The sequence below is a fragment of the Pseudomonas antarctica genome (assembly GCF_001647715.1).
Taxonomy (GTDB): Bacteria; Pseudomonadota; Gammaproteobacteria; order Pseudomonadales; family Pseudomonadaceae; genus Aquipseudomonas; species Aquipseudomonas antarctica_A.
Genome location: NZ_CP015600.1, coordinates 4,574,131 through 4,590,375 on the forward strand (window position 1 = coordinate 4,574,131; position 16,245 = coordinate 4,590,375).

13 protein-coding genes are annotated in these 16,245 nt (G+C 59.3%); 8 read left to right on the forward strand and 5 right to left on the reverse strand.

Translation table 11 applies throughout. The features are described from left to right. The first annotated feature begins 81 nt into the window (after positions 1-81). On the forward strand, positions 82-2,271 hold the full coding sequence (locus A7J50_RS20710) for a patatin-like phospholipase family protein (protein WP_064453481.1): 2,190 nt from the start codon (positions 82-84) through the stop codon (positions 2,269-2,271). A 96-nt stretch (positions 2,272-2,367) separates the two neighbouring features. On the opposite strand, the gene A7J50_RS20715 is transcribed toward A7J50_RS20710, so the two are convergent. Together A7J50_RS20715 and recQ are read right to left on the reverse strand one after the other, a co-directional pair. Next, positions 2,368-2,802: a MarR family transcriptional regulator gene (locus A7J50_RS20715; protein WP_053257333.1), complete on the reverse strand. Its 435-nt coding sequence runs from the start codon at positions 2,800-2,802 to the stop codon at positions 2,368-2,370. Positions 2,803-2,923: 121 nt separating this feature from the next. After that, entirely contained in the window at positions 2,924-5,050 is a 2,127-nt protein-coding gene (gene recQ, locus A7J50_RS20720; protein ID WP_064453482.1) for a DNA helicase RecQ, read from the reverse strand. Between the two features lie 276 nt (positions 5,051-5,326). On the opposite strand from recQ, the gene A7J50_RS20725 reads away from it, so the two are divergent. The 3 genes from A7J50_RS20725 (at position 5,327) to A7J50_RS20735 (ending at position 10,004) form a co-directional block, all read left to right on the forward strand. After that, positions 5,327-5,914 (forward strand): YecA family protein, encoded by a 588-nt coding sequence (locus tag A7J50_RS20725; protein ID WP_064453483.1) that lies wholly within the window; start codon positions 5,327-5,329, stop codon positions 5,912-5,914. Positions 5,915-5,934: 20 nt separating this feature from the next. After that, entirely contained in the window at positions 5,935-6,318 is a 384-nt protein-coding gene (locus A7J50_RS20730) for a YbaN family protein (RefSeq protein ID WP_064453484.1), read from the forward strand. Between the two features lie 215 nt (positions 6,319-6,533). Further along, a complete protein-coding gene (locus A7J50_RS20735) occupies positions 6,534-10,004 on the forward strand; it encodes a PAS domain-containing hybrid sensor histidine kinase/response regulator (protein ID WP_064453485.1) in 3,471 nt (1,156 codons plus the stop codon). A gap of 103 nt (positions 10,005-10,107) precedes the next feature. Here A7J50_RS20735 and rmuC read toward each other — a convergent pair whose 3' ends face one another. After that, positions 10,108-11,472, reverse strand: coding sequence for a DNA recombination protein RmuC (gene rmuC, locus A7J50_RS20740; protein WP_208604478.1), 1,365 nt, complete (start codon positions 11,470-11,472; stop codon positions 10,108-10,110). A gap of 175 nt (positions 11,473-11,647) precedes the next feature. Continuing rightward, positions 11,648-11,971: a sel1 repeat family protein gene (locus A7J50_RS20745; RefSeq protein WP_064453487.1), complete on the reverse strand. Its 324-nt coding sequence runs from the start codon at positions 11,969-11,971 to the stop codon at positions 11,648-11,650. Between the two features lie 461 nt (positions 11,972-12,432). On the opposite strand from A7J50_RS20745, the gene A7J50_RS20750 reads away from it, so the two are divergent. From A7J50_RS20750 to A7J50_RS20765, 4 genes are all read left to right on the forward strand, one after another. Next, on the forward strand, positions 12,433-12,738 hold the full coding sequence (locus A7J50_RS20750; RefSeq protein ID WP_064453488.1) for a hypothetical protein: 306 nt from the start codon (positions 12,433-12,435) through the stop codon (positions 12,736-12,738). 443 nt (positions 12,739-13,181) lie between these two features. After that, positions 13,182-13,406 carry a hypothetical protein gene (locus tag A7J50_RS20755; protein ID WP_007898912.1) on the forward strand — a complete coding sequence of 75 codons (225 nt, stop codon included), beginning with the start codon at positions 13,182-13,184 and terminating at the stop codon, positions 13,404-13,406. A 276-nt stretch (positions 13,407-13,682) separates the two neighbouring features. Beyond that, entirely contained in the window at positions 13,683-14,165 is a 483-nt protein-coding gene (locus tag A7J50_RS20760) for a hypothetical protein (protein ID WP_064453489.1), read from the forward strand. A gap of 146 nt (positions 14,166-14,311) precedes the next feature. After that, complete coding sequence (locus tag A7J50_RS20765; RefSeq protein WP_064453490.1) at positions 14,312-15,613, forward strand: OmpP1/FadL family transporter; 1,302 nt, start codon at positions 14,312-14,314, stop codon at positions 15,611-15,613. A gap of 63 nt (positions 15,614-15,676) precedes the next feature. Here A7J50_RS20765 and A7J50_RS20770 read toward each other — a convergent pair whose 3' ends face one another. Beyond that, entirely contained in the window at positions 15,677-16,225 is a 549-nt protein-coding gene (locus A7J50_RS20770) for a glutathione peroxidase (RefSeq protein WP_064453491.1), read from the reverse strand. Positions 16,226-16,245 lie beyond the last annotated feature (20 nt).

Genomic DNA, 16,245 nt, shown 5'->3' on the forward strand with positions numbered 1-16,245 from the left:
TTTGAGAGGTTCCTGGCGTAACGGGCTCGGAGGATCGAGTGGCTATAATACCGGTCTTTATCGCCCAGCCCGAGATACATGATGCGCCGCCTGTTGTCCTGCCTTTTCCTGTGCCTGCTCCCGCTCCTTGCCAACGCCGTTGAAACACCACGCCCCAAAATCGGCCTGGTGTTGTCCGGCGGCGCCGCCCGTGGCCTGGCGCATATTGGCGTGCTCAAGGCCCTGGAAGAGCAAGGTATTCAGATCGATGCCATTGCCGGCACCAGCATGGGCGCGGTGATTGGCGGTTTGTACGCCTCGGGCTACAAAATAGATGAGCTGGAAAAGCTCGCGCTGAATATCGATTGGCAGCAGGCGTTGTCCGATGCGCCACCGCGGGAGGATGTACCGTTTCGACGCAAACAGGATGACCGGGATTTCCTGGTCAAACAAAAACTCAGTTTCCGCGACGACGGCAGTCTGGGCCTGCCGCTCGGCGTGATACAGGGCCAGAACCTGGCCCTGCTGCTGGAAAGTATGTTCGCTCACGCCAGCAACACGCGTAATTTCGACAAGCTGCCGATCCCGTTCCGCGCAGTGGCCACCGACATCACCACCGGCGAAAAAGTGGTGTTCAACAAAGGCCACCTGCCCCAGGTGATCCGCGCCAGCATGTCGATCCCCGCCGTGTTCGCCCCGGTGGAGCTGGACGGACGGCTGCTGGTGGACGGCGGCATGACCGACAACATCCCGCTGGATGTGGCCCGGGAGATGGGTGTCGACATCGCTATCGTGGTGGATATCGGTACGCCGCTGCGTTCACGTAAACAACTGGCGACAGTGGTAGACGTGCTCAACCAGTCCATCACCCTGATGACCCGACGCAATTCCGAGGAGCAACTCAAGGCCTTGCATCCGAAGGACGTGCTGATCCAGCCGCCCCTGGCTGCCTATGGCGTTACGGACTTTGGCCGCGCCAAGGACATGATCGACGCCGGCTACCGCGCCACCCGCGCGCTCGATGTACGCCTGGCACATCTGCGCCCCGCAGAGCCGGTCGACCCGCAACTGGTGGAGGCACGCACCCCTGGCGAACGCACGCCGATAATCACCGCGATCAAAGTGGAGAACGACTCGAAAGTCAGCGATGACGTGATCCGCTATTACATCCGCCAAACCCTGGGCGAGCCGCTGAACCTGGACCGCCTGCAAACCGATATGGGCACGTTGTACGGCCTGGATTACTTCGAGCAGGTGCAATACCGCGTGGTGAAAAAGGGCCCGGACAACACCCTGGTCATCAGCGCACGCGGCAAACGCAGCGGCACCGATTATCTGCGCCTGGGCCTCAACCTGTCGGATGACATGCGCGGCGACAGCGCCTACAACCTCGGCGCCAGTTACCGCATGAACGGCATCAACCGTCTCGGCGCTGAATGGCTGACACGGGTACAGATTGGCGATCGTCAGGAACTGTACAGCGAGTTCTACCAACCGCTGGATGTGGGCTCACGTTACTTCGTCGCGCCCTATATCAGTGCCCAGGCGCAGAACGTTGATCTGGTTCTGGACAGCGACCCCATCGCCGAATACCGCCTGGAGCGCTACGGTTTTGGCCTGAATGTGGGGCGACAGATTGGCAACAGCGGCGAAATTCGCTTCGGCGTCGGCGAAGCCTGGGGCAAGGCGGATGTGCGCATTGGCGAGCGCGACCTGCCAAGCGTGAGCTTCAGCGAGGGTTTCTATGAGCTGAAATACTCCTTCGACTCGCTGGACAACGTGTACTTCCCCCACACCGGCGAAGACATCGGCCTGGCCTTCCGCGAGTTCGCACCTGGCCTGGGCTCGGACCAACGCTACCGCCAGTGGGAGTTCAAGCTGGACAAGGCCATGAGCCACGGCCCGGACACGCTGATACTGGGCGGTCGCTACGGGCGCACGCTGGATAAATCCGACGTGGTAATTTCCAGCTTCCTGCTCGGCGGTGCACGGCAATTATCGGGCTTTCGCGAAGACTCGATCTCGGGGCAGAACATCGCGCTGATGCGTGCGGTGTACTACCGCCGCCTGACACCGCGCTCGTACCTGCCACTGGATTTCCCGCTGTACCTCGGAGCCTCGTTGGAACGCGGCCGCGCGTGGAACAACGACAATCAGTTCGACAGTGGGTATATCAATGCCGCGAGTATATTCCTCGGGTTTGATACGCCGCTGGGGCCGCTGAATTTCAGCTATGGGTTCAATGATGATAAGCAGCAGGCGGTGTACCTGAACCTGGGCCAGACCTTCTAACGCTCAACACACATCAAATGTGGGAAGAGCTCGTGTGGTGAGCGGGCTTGCCCCGCTCGCCACAACAACCCTGCCCGACATTAGTCAGGCGCTACCTCAGGGCTTTTCCAGATTCGCCAAAATATGCCCGTGCACACGCATGCACACGCGCAAATCCTCTTCATCCACGCCCACAAACAACTCGTGGCGCAAGGCCGTGGCAATGGTTTCAATCTGCTCGATCAAGGGGCGGGCGGTGTCGCACAGCAGAATGCGCTTGGCTCGCCGGTCTTCCAGCACGGCTTGGCGTTGCACCAGGCCTTGGCCTTCCAGGCTGTCGAGCAGGCGTGCGAGGGTCGGGCCTTCTACCCCAACACTTTGTGCCAATTCGCGTTGGGTGGGTGCTTCCTCGAAACGGGCCAGGTGCAACAGCACCAGCCAACGCGCCTGGGACAAACCCAGGCCCGCCAAACGGCGGTCCAGCTCGGCGCGCCAACCTCGGGACATTTGCGCCAACTGCATGCCAAAGCGGTGTTGATCGGTTAAAGGCATAAAAAACTCGTGGGTTAGACTGAAAATAAAGTGTGGCTAATTATTAGTCAGCTAAGCATGAGCCATGCCATGAGGCAAGAGTTGCTATGTTCTGATTCGTTACATTGTCGTAATTGGCACATTAAATTTCGAATTCCGACTGTAAAGCGGCACGCACGCAATACAAAACACCTTCCGGAACACGCCCGGTAAACAGCGGCGCGATCTCCGCAACAGGTGGCAATTCGCCTTCTCCGTCGAGGAAGGCGTCCTGGATTTCACCGAGCAGATCTTCCGGCAAATCAAGGGCCTGCTCCAGCGACAACTGCTGCTTGCCAATGGATTCAGCCAGCAAGGTGTAGACGTTTTTTTCCGAGCATTGCAGTTGGCCGGCGATCTGGATCGGAGTCATGCCGGCACGCGCCAGGCTGATCAGTTCGTGGCGAATATCGGCGACTTCCTTCGGCGCTTCGGCCTGGCCGCCGAGCACTTCAAGGAAGGCCTGCCCGTAGCGTTCCAGTTTGCGTGCACCCACGCCACTGACCCTGCCCATTTCTGCCAGGGTGGTCGGCTGTTCGCGCAGCATCTCCAGCAAGGTGGAGTCGGGGAAAATAACGTAAGGCGGCACACTGTGCTCTTGCGCCAGTTTGCGCCGCAGGGTGCGCAAGGCTTCCCACTGCTCGCGTTCTTCGCCACGCACCAACTGGCTGGCCTGGCTGGTGCTGCTTTTGGCGGTGGTCTGCGGCTTGAGGTCGCGACGCAGCTCAAGGCTCACTTCGCCCTTGAGCAAAGGCCGGCAACTGTCATTCAGGCGCAGGCCGCCATAACCTTCCAGGTCGATATCCACTAAGCCGCGCGCCACCATCTGCCGGAACAGTGACCGCCACTCGCCCTCTGCACGGGCCTTGCCCACGCCGTAGACCGAGAGTTTTTCGTGGCCGAAGCTGCGTACCTTTTCGTTGTCCTTGCCCAGCAATACATCCACCAGATGGCCAACGCCATAACGCTGGCCGGTGCGGTAGATGGCCGAGAGGGCCTGACGCGCCGGCTCGGTGGCGTCCCAGGTCTGCACACCATCCACGCAGTTGTCACAGTGGCCGCACGGCTCGGGCATGTCCTCGTCGAAGTAAGCCAGCAATGTTTGGCGGCGGCAGCGGGTCTCTTCGCACAATGACAGCATGGCGTCGAGCTTGTGCTGCTCAAGGCGCTTGTGACGCTCGTCGCCTTCGGAGTTCTGCAGCATCTGCTTGAGCATCACCACGTCTTGCAGGCCATAGACCATCCAGGCATCTGCGGGCAGGCCATCACGGCCGGCGCGACCGGTTTCCTGGTAGTACGCCTCAAGGGATTTGGGCAGGTCCATGTGCGCCACAAAACGCACGTTGGATTTGTCGATGCCCATGCCGAAGGCGATGGTCGCGACCATGATCAGGCCTTCCTCGTTGAGGAAGCGTTTCTGGTGCGCAGAGCGCGTTTCATTCGGCAGGCCCGCGTGGTACGGCAGCGCCGGGTAGCCTTGCTCGCAGAGGAACGCGGCCACTTCATCCACCTTCTTGCGCGACAGGCAATACACAATGCCCGCATCACTGCGCCGCTCGGACAGGAACGCCAGCAACTGCTTGCGCGGCTGTTCCTTGGGCACGATGCGGTAGAAAATATTCGGCCGGTCGAAACTCGACAGGAAGCGCTCGGCATTCTGCAAATGCAGACGCTCGACGATTTCTTCACGGGTCCGTTTGTCGGCGGTGGCTGTCAGCGCGATACGCGGCACGTCAGGGAACAGCTCGGCCAACTGGCCCAGTTGCAAATATTCGCGACGGAAATCATGGCCCCATTGAGACACGCAGTGGGCTTCATCAATGGCGAACAGCGCGATCTCCAGGCTCTGCAAGAAGGCCAGCATGCGCGGCTGCACCAGTCGCTCGGGGGCCAGGTAAAGCATCTTTACTTCACCGCGCTTGATTCGCGCGGCCAGGTCGCGCTGTTGCTCAGCGCTGAGGGTGGAGTTCAAGGCCGCCGCGGCAACGCCGAGTTCCTCAAGGGTGGCAACCTGATCGTCCATCAACGCAATCAGCGGCGACACCACCACGGCCAAGCCATTACGCAACAGCGCCGGCACCTGGAAGCACAGCGATTTACCACCGCCGGTAGGCATCAGGACCAGAGCATCACCGCCACTGGCCACGCGCTCAATGATCGCACCCTGGCGGCCACGAAAACTGTCGTAGCCGAAGATGTCCTTGAGGACGCGTTGAGCCTGCTCGAGCATGTAAAACTCCAAAATGGTGCCGAAATCCCTCTGTACAGGCTGGCCGAAAAAACGCGGGGGCACGGGAAATAATCCGTAAGCGAAGTTTTCTCGGGTTGGCGCTTGGCCTGCAGGGGCATCACAAAACGCGGCAGTATACCCGAGCGTTACCTCGCAAAGGGCGCCGCTGACGAATAGCGGCCGCTATCTAAAACCTGGCAAATATGCAGTGTGGCTGGCCTGGGCGCTCAAGAAAGCCTAGAATTCAGCATCGTTTATTCCCAAGGTAGCCCTTCAATGTCCTTCGCTGAGCAACTAACCCGCCTGCAAGCCTTCCTCGACGCCGATGAGCTGCATGACGAGGCGCTGGACTACGTGGCCGCTCACGGCTACCTGACCGCCTTGTCGATCTGCTCCGAAGTCGTGCCTGACCGTGAATGGATCGACGCGCTGTTCGCCGAAGAACCTCACTACGCCGACGCCGCCCAGCGTGAGGAAATCGAATCCACCCTGCTGGCCCTCAAGGCCCATATCGGTCGCCAACTGGCTGCCGATGAGGAATTCGAACTGCCCTGCGACCTCGACCTGGGCGAAGAGCCGGATGATTCCGACCTGCGCGGCTGGTGCATCGGTTTCATGGAAGGTGTGTTCCTGCGCGAAGCCGCCTGGTTCGAAACCGCCGAAGAAGAAGTCAGCGAAATGCTGCTGCCGATCATGGTGGGTTCGGGCCTGTTCGATGACCAGCCGGAATTCGCCGACATCGCCGCTGACGCCAACCTGATGGACGACATGATCGTACAGATCCCGGAAGCCCTGACCGCCTTGTACCTGCTGTGCAACGCGCCTGACGAAAAACCGGCGATCCTCAAGCCACGTCACCACTGAGTCGTTTGCCCGTGGCACCCATGGGCAACCGTTCGCTGCTCCTGCGTTACGTGCTGCTGGCCATCGGCTGGCTGAGCGTAGCGCTGGGGGTGATCGGCATATTCCTACCGGTCTTGCCGACCACGCCCTTCCTCTTGCTCGCCGCCGCCTGTTTCGCTCGAAGCTCCCCACGTTTCTACCACTGGCTGGTGGAACACCCGCGCCTGGGCCCATGGACCAAAGACTACCTGGACGGCAATGGCATTCCGCTCAAGGGCAAGGTCTATGCAATCGGCTTGATGTGGCTGAGCATCGGCTTCTCCTGTTACCTGGTGCCACTACCGTGGGCACGCGGGTTTATGCTGACCAGTGCCATTCTTGTAACGCTCTATATCTTGCGTCAGAAAACCTTGCCACCGCGATAACGGTGGGCGCTGGCTTGTGGGGGGCCGGGCTTGCCCGCGACAGCATCGCCAGGCTGTAAGTGTATACACCGCGGTGCCTGAATCGCAGGCAAGCCAGCGCTCACATAAGCCAGATCCTACACACGACCTTGGTCGACACTGACTAACCCCGAGCATCATGCGAGACTGTCCAACCGGGCCTGGAATGCCCGGGTGTTTTTATGCTCGGAGTTACCATGACGCTGTCCAGCGGGCTGATCGCCGCCGTTGCCTTGGCCTATATGGCCATTATGTTTGCCATCGCCTTCTACGGTGACCGCCGCCACGCGCCGCTGCCACCACGGGTGCGCGCCTGGGTGTACAGCCTTTCTCTGGCCGTCTACTGCACCAGTTGGACCTTCTTCGGCGCTGTAGGCCAGGCCGCCGAACAACTGTGGGCATTTTTACCGATCTACTTGGGACCGGTCCTGCTGCTGGTGCTGGCACCGTGGGTGCTGCAGAAGATGATTCTGATCAGCAAGCAGGAAAACATCACCTCCATTGCTGACTTTATCGCCGCGCGCTACGGCAAGTCCCAGTCCCTGGCGGTGGTGGTGGCGCTGATCTGCCTGGTTGGCGTACTGCCCTACATCGCCCTGCAACTCAAAGGCATCGTGCTCGGCGTGAACCTGTTGATCGGTTCCGGCCCCGACACCACCGGCACCCGCGCTCAAGACACCGCGCTGATTGTGTCGCTGGTTCTGGCGCTGTTCACCATCGTGTTCGGTACCCGCAACCTCGATGCGACCGAACACCACCGAGGCATGGTGCTGGCGATTGCGTTTGAATCCCTGGTCAAACTGTTCGCCTTTCTCGCCGTCGGCGCGTTTGTGACCTACGGCCTGTACGACGGTTTCGGCGACCTGTTCAGCCAGGCGATGCTCGAACCACGCCTGGAGGAATACTGGAAAGAAACCATCAACTGGCCGTCGATGGTGGTGCAAACCGGTGTGGCGATGATGGCAATCATCTGCCTGCCCCGGCAGTTTCACGTCACCGTGGTGGAGAACATCGACCCGCAGGATTTGCGCCTCGCCAAGTGGGTGTTCCCGGCGTACTTGATCCTCGCCGCGCTGTTCGTCATTCCCATCGCACTCGGCGGCAAAATGCTATTGCCTGGCTCGGTATTACCGGACTCCTACGTCATCAGCCTGCCCATGGCACAGGCGCATCCAGCCCTCGCTGTGCTGGCATTTATCGGCGGCGCATCGGCGGCTACCGGCATGGTGATTGTCGCGAGTATTGCGCTGTCGACCATGGTTTCCAACGACATGTTGCTGCCCTGGCTGCTGCGGCGCTCCAGCGCTGAGCGGCCGTTTGAAGTGTTTCGCCATTGGATGCTGTCGGTACGCCGGGTCAGCATTGTGATCATCCTGTTGCTGGCCTACGTGAGCTATCGCCTGCTTGGCTCCACCGCGAGCCTGGCGACCATCGGCCAGATCGCTTTCGCCGCCGTGACCCAACTGGCCCCGGCGATGCTCGGCGCGCTTTACTGGAAGCAGGCCAACCGGCGTGGCGTGTTTGCCGGATTGGCGGCCGGCACCTTTTTGTGGTTCTACACATTGGTCCTGCCGGTGACGGCGAAAAGTCTCGGCTGGTCGTTCAGCCTTTTCCCCGGGCTGACGTGGATGCATTCGCACCCATTTGGTTTATCCGTTAACTCGCTCACGCTGGGCACCGTGTTTTCCCTGGCGGGTAACTTCACGTTGTTTGTCTGGGTCTCGATGCTGTCGCGCACACGCGTTTCCGAGCATTGGCAGGCCGGGCGTTTTATCGGCCAGGAAATCAGCCAGCGCGCCAGTGCTCGCTCGATGTTGTCAGTGCAAATCAGCGACTTACTCAGCCTCGCCGCACGCTTTGTCGGTGAAGAACGCGCCCAGCAGAGTTTTATCCGCTTTGCCTATCGCCAAGGCAAAGGGTTCAACCCCAACCAGAATGCCGATAACGATTGGATCGCCCACACCGAACGGCTCTTGGCCGGTGTGCTCGGTGCATCGTCGACACGCGCTGTAGTAAAAGCCGCGATTGAAGGGCGGGAAATGCAGCTGGAGGACGTCGTACGGATCGCCGACGAAGCCTCCGAGGTGCTGCAGTTCAACCGTGCGCTGCTACAGGGCGCCATCGAAAACATCACCCAAGGCATCAGCGTGGTCGACCAGTCACTCAAGCTGGTGGCCTGGAACCGGCGCTACCTGGAGCTGTTCAACTACCCGGAAGGTTTGATCAGTGTCGGGCGACCAATTGCCGACATCATTCGCTACAACGCCGAACGCGGCCTGTGCGGGCCGGGCGAAGCCGAAGTGCACGTAGCCCGACGCCTGCACTGGATGCGCCAGGGTCGCGCCCACACGTCCGAGCGCTTGTTCCCGAATGGGCGCGTGATTGAGCTGATCGGCAACCCGATGCCCGGCGGCGGGTTTGTCATGAGCTTCACGGACATCACCGCATTCCGGGAAGCCGAGCAGGCACTGACCGAGGCCAACGAGGGCCTTGAACAACGGGTGACCGAGCGCACCCATGAACTGTCTCAACTGAATGTGGCGCTCACCGACGCCAAAGGCGTGGCCGAATCCGCCAGCCAGTCGAAGACGCGCTTTCTGGCAGCGGTGAGCCATGACCTCATGCAACCGCTGAACGCCGCACGGCTGTTCTCCGCCGCCCTCTCCCACCAGAACGACGGTTTGTCCAGGGAGGCGCGGCAGTTGGTGCAGCACCTGGACAGCTCGCTGCGCTCCGCCGAAGACTTGATCAGCGACCTGCTGGATATCTCGCGCCTGGAAAACGGCAAGATCAACCCGCAGCGACAGCCTTTTGTACTCAATGAACTGTTCGACACCCTGGGCGCGGAATTCAAGGCGCTGGCCCACGAGCAAGGCCTGCGTTTTCGCCTGCGCGGCAGTCGTCTGCGGGTGGACAGCGACATCAAATTACTGCGCAGGATCTTGCAGAATTTTCTGACCAATGCATTCCGCTATGCCGACGGCCCAGTGCTACTTGGAGTCCGCCGGCGCAAGGGCGAACTGTGCCTGGAGGTCTGGGACCGTGGCCCTGGCATTCCGCTGGATAAACAGACGGTCATCTTCGAAGAATTCAAGCGCTTGGACAGCCACCAGACACGCGCGGAAAAAGGTCTGGGCCTGGGCCTGGCGATCGCAGACGGCCTGTGCCGTGTTCTGGAACATAAACTGAGCGTGCGCTCGTGGCCGGGCAAAGGCAGCGTGTTCAGCGTGAGCGTGCCACTGGCGCGCAACCAGGCCAGCCCGCAGGTCAAGACCGCGCAGGACAGTGGGTTGCCACTCAGCGGTGCGCAGGTGCTGTGCGTGGATAATGAAGAGAGCATTCTGATTGGCATGCGCAGCCTGCTGACGCGCTGGGGTTGCGAAGTGTGGACCGCCACCGACCAGGCGCAGTGTGCGGCGCTGCTGGCCGAAGGCATACGCCCACAACTGGCGCTGGTGGATTACCACCTGGACCACGGCGAGACCGGCACCGAGCTGATGGGTTGGCTGCGGGCGCAATTGGCGGAGCCGATTCCCGGGGTGGTGATCAGCGCGGACGGACGGCCGGAGATGGTGGCCGAGGTGCATGCGGCGGGTTTGGATTACCTGGCCAAGCCGGTGAAGCCTGCGGCGTTGCGTGCGCTGTTGAGTCGGCACCTACCTCTGTAGGAAGCCTGAACACAATAACCTGTGGGAGCTGGCTTGCCTGCGATAGCAGTGGATCAGCCGCCCCCACTACCGCAGGCACGCAAGCTCCCGCATCAGCCGGGCTCTATTCCGGCAGATGCGCCACACCGTCTGCATCCGTCATCGCCCGTTCAAGCAAATCAGCCGGCAGGCTTTTACTGGCGCGCGCGCCAAGCAACCTTAATTGCTCAGTACGACTGACGAGGTTTCCGCGTCCATCTGTCAGCTTGTTCCGTGCTGCACTGTAGGCTTTATCCAACTGTTGCAGACGGTTGCCTACCTCGTCCAGATCCTGGATAAACAGCACGAACTTGTCGTAGAGCCAGCCGGCCCGCTCGGCGATTTCCCGGGCGTTCTGGCTTTGGCGTTCCTGCTTCCACAGGCTGTCGATCACCCGCAGGGTGGCCAGCAAAGTGGTCGGGCTGACGATGACGATATGGCGGTCGAAGGCTTCCTGGAACAGGTTCGGCTCAGCCTGTAACGCGGCGGAAAACGCCGCCTCGATAGGTACGAACAGGAGAACGAAATCCAGGCTGTGCAGGCCGTCCAGGCGCTTGTAATCCTTGCCGGCCAAGCCCTTGACGTGATTGCGCAGGGACAGCACATGCTGCTTCAGCGCTGCCTGGCCAATCACATCATCCTCCGCCGCAACGTACTGCTGATAAGCCGTGAGGCTGACCTTGGAGTCGACCACCACCTGCTTGTCGCCGGGCAACATGATCAACACGTCCGGCTGGAAACGCTCGCCATCCGGGCCTTTGAGGCTGACTTGGGTCTGATACTCGCGGCCTTTCTCAAGCCCCGCATGTTCCAGCACCCGCTCAAGGATCAGCTCCCCCCAATTGCCCTGGGTTTTCTGGCCCTTGAGGGCGCGGGTGAGATTGGTGGCTTCGTCGGACAGACGCAAGTTCAGTTGCTGTAGGCGTTCAAGCTCTTTGGCCAGCGAAAAACGTTCACGCGCCTCATTCTGATAGCTTTCTTCCACACGCTTTTCGAAGGACTGAATTCGCTCCTTGAGCGGATCGAGCAACTGGCCCAGGCGTTCTTGGCTGGTTTCGGCAAAACGCTGTTCGCGCTCGTCGAAGATCTTCCCGGCGAGCTCGGCGAACTGCGCGCGCAGTTCGTCACGCGAGCCCTGCAGGTCGGCAAGGCGTTGTTGATGGCTTTCCTGCTGTTCGCGCAGTTCGGCGCGCAAAGCCGCTGACAACGCGTCGAGCCGACGCAGCTCGGTTTCTTTGGCGCTGCGGTCAAGGTTCCAGGCGTGTGCCGCGTCGCGAGCGTTGTCGCGGTCGATCTGGAGCAGTTCGACCTCACGGCGCACGGCGGCCAGGTCAGCTTGTTTGGCAGCGTTGGCCTGGCTGAGGTCACTGATCTCGTCGCGGCTGGCGTCGAGTTGCGCCGCCAGCCCTTCCTGGGCCAGTTGCGCAGTGGCCAGGCGCTCTTCAAGCAACTCCCAGCCCGTCATGCGCACGGTCAGCCGCCGTTGAATCTGCCAGCATACGGCCAATAAAGGCACTGCAGCGCCAGCAAGACCCAAGGCAATACTGGTCCAGTCAAAAGCCATAGCCATTTCTGCCATCACCGAAAAAGAGCAAGGTTAACCAAGCGCAGGGCTTGAGGACAGCTCAGTCTTCGACCTGCCCCAGTTCGCGCTGGGCGCCGCGGTCACCGGCGCGGGCGGCCAGCCGTAACAAGTCGTGGCCGATGCGACGGTCGCGGGCGTTGCCGCACTCACGGCACATCAACTGTCCCAGGCGGCTCTGTGCGGCGACCACCCCTTCACGCGCCGGCTGCTTGAGTAAGCACCCGGCAAAGTGCTTGACGCTGGTGTTATGCCCCAGGCGCGGGCTGTCGAGCAGCCACAAGGCAACTTTCAAGGAGAAACGCTTGGGTGTGGTAACAGTTTGAGGGGTGTCGGTAACAGAAGGTGATACTGAGCGAAACTTCATAAAGCACTGTGGGACAGAACGGAAGGCGCGCCACTCTACTCTTTTTTTCGCAGACGTAAAGCCAGAAAAAACTCACACGCCCGTTCTAGAGCAAGCGCTTGGGACAATCCACAGAAGCTGTGGATAACTCAGTGGACAACCCGCCTTGAACTCGCTCAAAGCCCCATGGAACGGGGGCCGCAGTCAAACTGACGATTTTTTCACCAATAAAAAAAAGCGATATTTTTCATTGACTTAAATTTCCATTACAGGCAAACGCCGGTGCCCCAAGGCAGTTGACCGAGTGGTTACACACCTCGCAACTAATGTGCACAAGTACCGACCCATTGGCTATATCGCGGGCGTTTTTTGCTTCAACCCGCCAAAAAAATGTTACCGACAGGCCAAACCAGTGGCCTTTTCAAAAGTGCCCGGGCTCGCCACACTGCTCGACCCAGGACGCAACCATCAGGTAGGGGCAGATGAAAGGAATCCTGTTATTCGCCTTATTGCTGCTCGCCATCTGTGCGACTTCATTGGGAATCAATGCGGCCCTGCCCTCCCCCGATGGTGCTTTGTTTGCCATCGCTATCCTGTTATCGGCAGCGTTTACCGCCGTGAGCCTGTGCATCGAGTTGGGAGAAGGCAGGATCAATGACATGCGTGACGTGGTGAAAATCATCGAGACCGGCCGCTCCTGGCGCCTTACCCTGGCGGCCTACGGGCTGGGCTGCTCACTGGCGGCCGCCGCAACCGTGCTGGTGTATCGCGGATGGTCAGGCGGCTGATTAAAGTTTTTTGGCTAGCACACTTCCCTTCCCTGCTTCAATCCGTTACTATCCGCGGCGTTAGTACCAAGCTGAAAGTCAATTCTGGTCGAACAACTCCCTTGAACAACACGGGATCGACCACCTCGATGGTTTCCAGGTATTTCTTGCGACGGCACTGCCTTTGAACAAGCAAAGGGTGTCGCGAAGTTTCAATACTCTGACCGAACCAACCTGCAAATTGATCAGGATCTTCACCCCGGGCCCAGAACCTTTGCCCTTGTTGTGTTGCCTGCCCTCCTAAGTACCTACCTGCCAGCCCAAGCGCGCCTAACTTATTAGCGCTTCAAACTGGCTGCTTTGTTCCAGTCGGGTTCTTCGTTCGATCAATGGTGATCGACGTTACTGGAACGTTTTAACGTTGCACGGTTCTTATCCGTGTCATTTGTAGGAACACCAATAATATGTCCACTCAAATCCACACTCAGGATGCCATCCGCACCCTCACTAACGCTTTTGCACCAATGAACTGCCTGATCATGGCCGCTCGCAAAGGCTGCTTCAGCTTCACCCTGGTCAACGAACACGGCATCGCTCGTCACAGCGAACGCCTGTACCCCGATCAATACTCCAGCGCTGAACCGCTGCAGGCTGTGATCGAGCGTACCCGTCAGGCACTGGTTGCCTGATCGACCCGAGTCGCTGAAATACAAAAACCCTGTTTAAAAAGCAGGGTTTTTTATTGCCTGGCTTTTAAGTCCGGGCGTTTTGACTAAGTACGAATAGATATAAACGTTATAACTAAATGAAGAAGATGTTTTAAAAACAGTCCTTTACATCGTGAATATGACACTACACTTCAACTCAAGCGGCATGATCCGCTTGCGACGAGCCTGAGTCCGATTCACCGCTGCCAAGCTCCCCCTCTCAGGTTTCGTCGACCACTTTCATGGATTGAGGCCTGTATGGGTATCGCCGCCAGCGAATTGTGTCGTTATGTGATCAGGCCGACCTTGATTTACCTCGGCCGCCATCATCCGACCGCCGAATCCCTGCTGCTGGGGATTGCCGCCAGCCAATCGGAACTTGGCTCCGCCCTGCATGACAGGCGCGGCCACGGCCTGTACAGCATCACCGAACCTCGCCACCGCGCCCTCTGGGACGAATACCTCGCTCGCGACCCCGAGCGCGCCAGCCTGGTGCGCGGCCTCGCCAGCCAGCATGCATTTCTGAGTGCACCCCAGTTGGAGCTTACGGTGAACCTGCGTTACGCCACCGCCATCGCCTGGCTGCTGGTAGAACAGCATCGCACCACATTGCCACAGCCGGGCGACGTACTGGCCATGGCGCGTATCTGGAAGGAAATATTTCACCCTCAAGGCCGGCTGCGAGATTTCACTCAAGCCTGGCAAACCTGTGTTTCACCCCAGAATCACGTCACTTGTTGATCAGGCTTTTTGCAAGATTCGGCTAAAAACGTTGATTTTGGTCGGATTGTCCTACAAAACCGCTCTATCTCCTACGTTACAACCTATAGCGCTAACTTAAAATTGTTGATACTTTCCGCAGCGGTGATCACCACGGAGTTCTAATAATGAAAAAAGTAATGCTCAAGACCACACTTAGCCTCGCCGTTACCATGGCATCCTCCCAACTGTTCGCAAGCGGCTTTGCCCTGAACGAACAAGACGTCGCCGGCATGGGTACGGGTTTCGCAGGCCGCTCTTCTTCTGCCGATAACGCAAGCACCGTCTATGGTAACCCTGCCGGTATGGCTCGCCTGGAAGGCCAGCAAATCACTGGTGGTGTTGCAGCGATCGATGCAACAACCGACATCAAAGACGCCAGCGGTCGCTCGCGCGGCAGTAACAAAGGCGACATGGTCCCGTTCACCGCGGTCCCTTTTGGCTTCTACACCAATAAACTTAACGACCAGTGGGCAATCGGCTTCGGTGTTTACGCACCGTTCGGCCTGAAGACTGACTACGAACGTGGCTTCCAGGGCCGTGCTTTCGGCAGCAAAAGTGAAGTGGCGGTCATTACCTTCCAGCCGACTGTCAGCTACGCCTTCAATGACAAGGTGTCGATCGGTTTTGGTCCAACCATCAACCGTATTTCCGGCACCCTTGAGTCGCAGCCAAACCTGGGCTTGCTGCCGCTTCCTGGGCTGGCAGGCACCGGTGACAGCAAAGTCAAAGTCAAAGGCGACGATACCGCCCTTGGCTTCAACGCCGGTATCCTGGTGCAAGCCACCGACACCACCCGCGTTGGCCTGACTTATCACTCGGAAGTGAAATACAAGCTCGAAGGCCACACCGACGTAACCCCGGGCACTGGCGTTCCAGCTGCCTATCTGGGTGCAGGCCGCTACGATGCATCGCTGAAAGTTGACACCCCTGAATCCTGGGATGCTTCGGTCACTCAAGACCTGAGCGATGCCTGGAAGGTCTACGGCGGTGCAACCTGGACGCGCTGGAGCCGCCTGAAAGACATTACCGTCAACAACGAAGGCGTGACCCGAGCCGGTGGTGCACTCGCACCTCAGATCGTCGGTCAGATCCAAGAGCCGCAAAACTGGCACGACACCTGGGCCTACGCCCTGGGTACCTCGTACCAGATCACCAAACAAGTGGTACTGCGTACCGGTCTGACCTTCGACCAGTCGCCTACCAACAACACTGATCGCTCGCCGCGTATTCCTACCGGTGACCGGACGATCTTCAGTGTCGGCTTGGGCTACGCGGTGATGGATAACATGACCGTCGACCTGGCTTATTCCTACCTCAAGGAAGAGCCGGTCAAGGTGAACAAGCAGAACGCGCTGGGTCAGACCTACGCTTCCAAGTACGAAAACAGCGCCAACGGCTTCGGCCTGGGCGTGACGTACAAGTTCTGATTTAAGCCGTAAAAAAAGCCCCGCGTTCCTGCAAAGGAAGCGGGGCTTTTTAATGGCCGACGATCAAGGTTTGGAGGCCAACGCCTCTTCCACTGCCTTGATCAGATCCGGGCTGTCGGGTTTGGTCAAACTGGAGAAGTTGGCAATCACCTTGCCCTGGCGATCCACCACGTACTTATAGAAGTTCCACTTCGGCGCGCTGGTCTGCTGCGCCAGAATCTTGAACAGGTGCACCGCGTCCGGCCCTTTGACTTTTTGCGGCTCGGTCATGGTGAAGGTCACGCCGTAATTCACATAACAGACCTTGGCGGTCTCCTCACCTGTCTTGGCTTCCTGTTTGAAATCATCGGACGGCACGCCGATCACTTCCAGCCCTTGGCCCTTATAGCGCTGGTACAAGGCTTCGAGGCCTTTAAACTGTGGCGCGAACCCACAGAAGCTGGCGGTATTGACGATCACCAGGGGCTTGCCGGCGAAGCGCTGGCACAAATCAATGGATTCCTTGGCCCGCAGCTTGGGCAACTCGCCCGCCAGCAACGGTGGGCAATCGGCGGCCATGGCAACACTGCCAATCGCCATCAAGATGGGTACTGCAAGCCAGCGCATCTGCATGTCGTGGTCCTTGAAAGTTT

Coding starts and splice junctions, on each gene's coding strand:
- A7J50_RS20755 (WP_007898912.1), top strand. CDS start 13,182: ATGTCCACTCAAATCCACACTCAGGATGCCATCCGCACCCTCACTAAC.
- A7J50_RS20750 (WP_064453488.1), top strand. CDS start 12,433: ATGAAAGGAATCCTGTTATTCGCCTTATTGCTGCTCGCCATCTGTGCG.
- recQ (WP_064453482.1), bottom strand. CDS start 5,050: ATGCTCGAGCAGGCTCAACGCGTCCTCAAGGACATCTTCGGCTACGAC.
- A7J50_RS20770 (WP_064453491.1), bottom strand. CDS start 16,225: ATGCAGATGCGCTGGCTTGCAGTACCCATCTTGATGGCGATTGGCAGT.
- A7J50_RS20725 (WP_064453483.1), top strand. CDS start 5,327: ATGTCCTTCGCTGAGCAACTAACCCGCCTGCAAGCCTTCCTCGACGCC.
- A7J50_RS20730 (WP_064453484.1), top strand. CDS start 5,935: ATGGGCAACCGTTCGCTGCTCCTGCGTTACGTGCTGCTGGCCATCGGC.
- A7J50_RS20735 (WP_064453485.1), top strand. CDS start 6,534: ATGACGCTGTCCAGCGGGCTGATCGCCGCCGTTGCCTTGGCCTATATG.
- A7J50_RS20715 (WP_053257333.1), bottom strand. CDS start 2,802: ATGCCTTTAACCGATCAACACCGCTTTGGCATGCAGTTGGCGCAAATG.
- A7J50_RS20765 (WP_064453490.1), top strand. CDS start 14,312: ATGAAAAAAGTAATGCTCAAGACCACACTTAGCCTCGCCGTTACCATG.
- A7J50_RS20760 (WP_064453489.1), top strand. CDS start 13,683: ATGGGTATCGCCGCCAGCGAATTGTGTCGTTATGTGATCAGGCCGACC.
- A7J50_RS20745 (WP_064453487.1), bottom strand. CDS start 11,971: ATGAAGTTTCGCTCAGTATCACCTTCTGTTACCGACACCCCTCAAACT.
- A7J50_RS20710 (WP_064453481.1), top strand. CDS start 82: ATGCGCCGCCTGTTGTCCTGCCTTTTCCTGTGCCTGCTCCCGCTCCTT.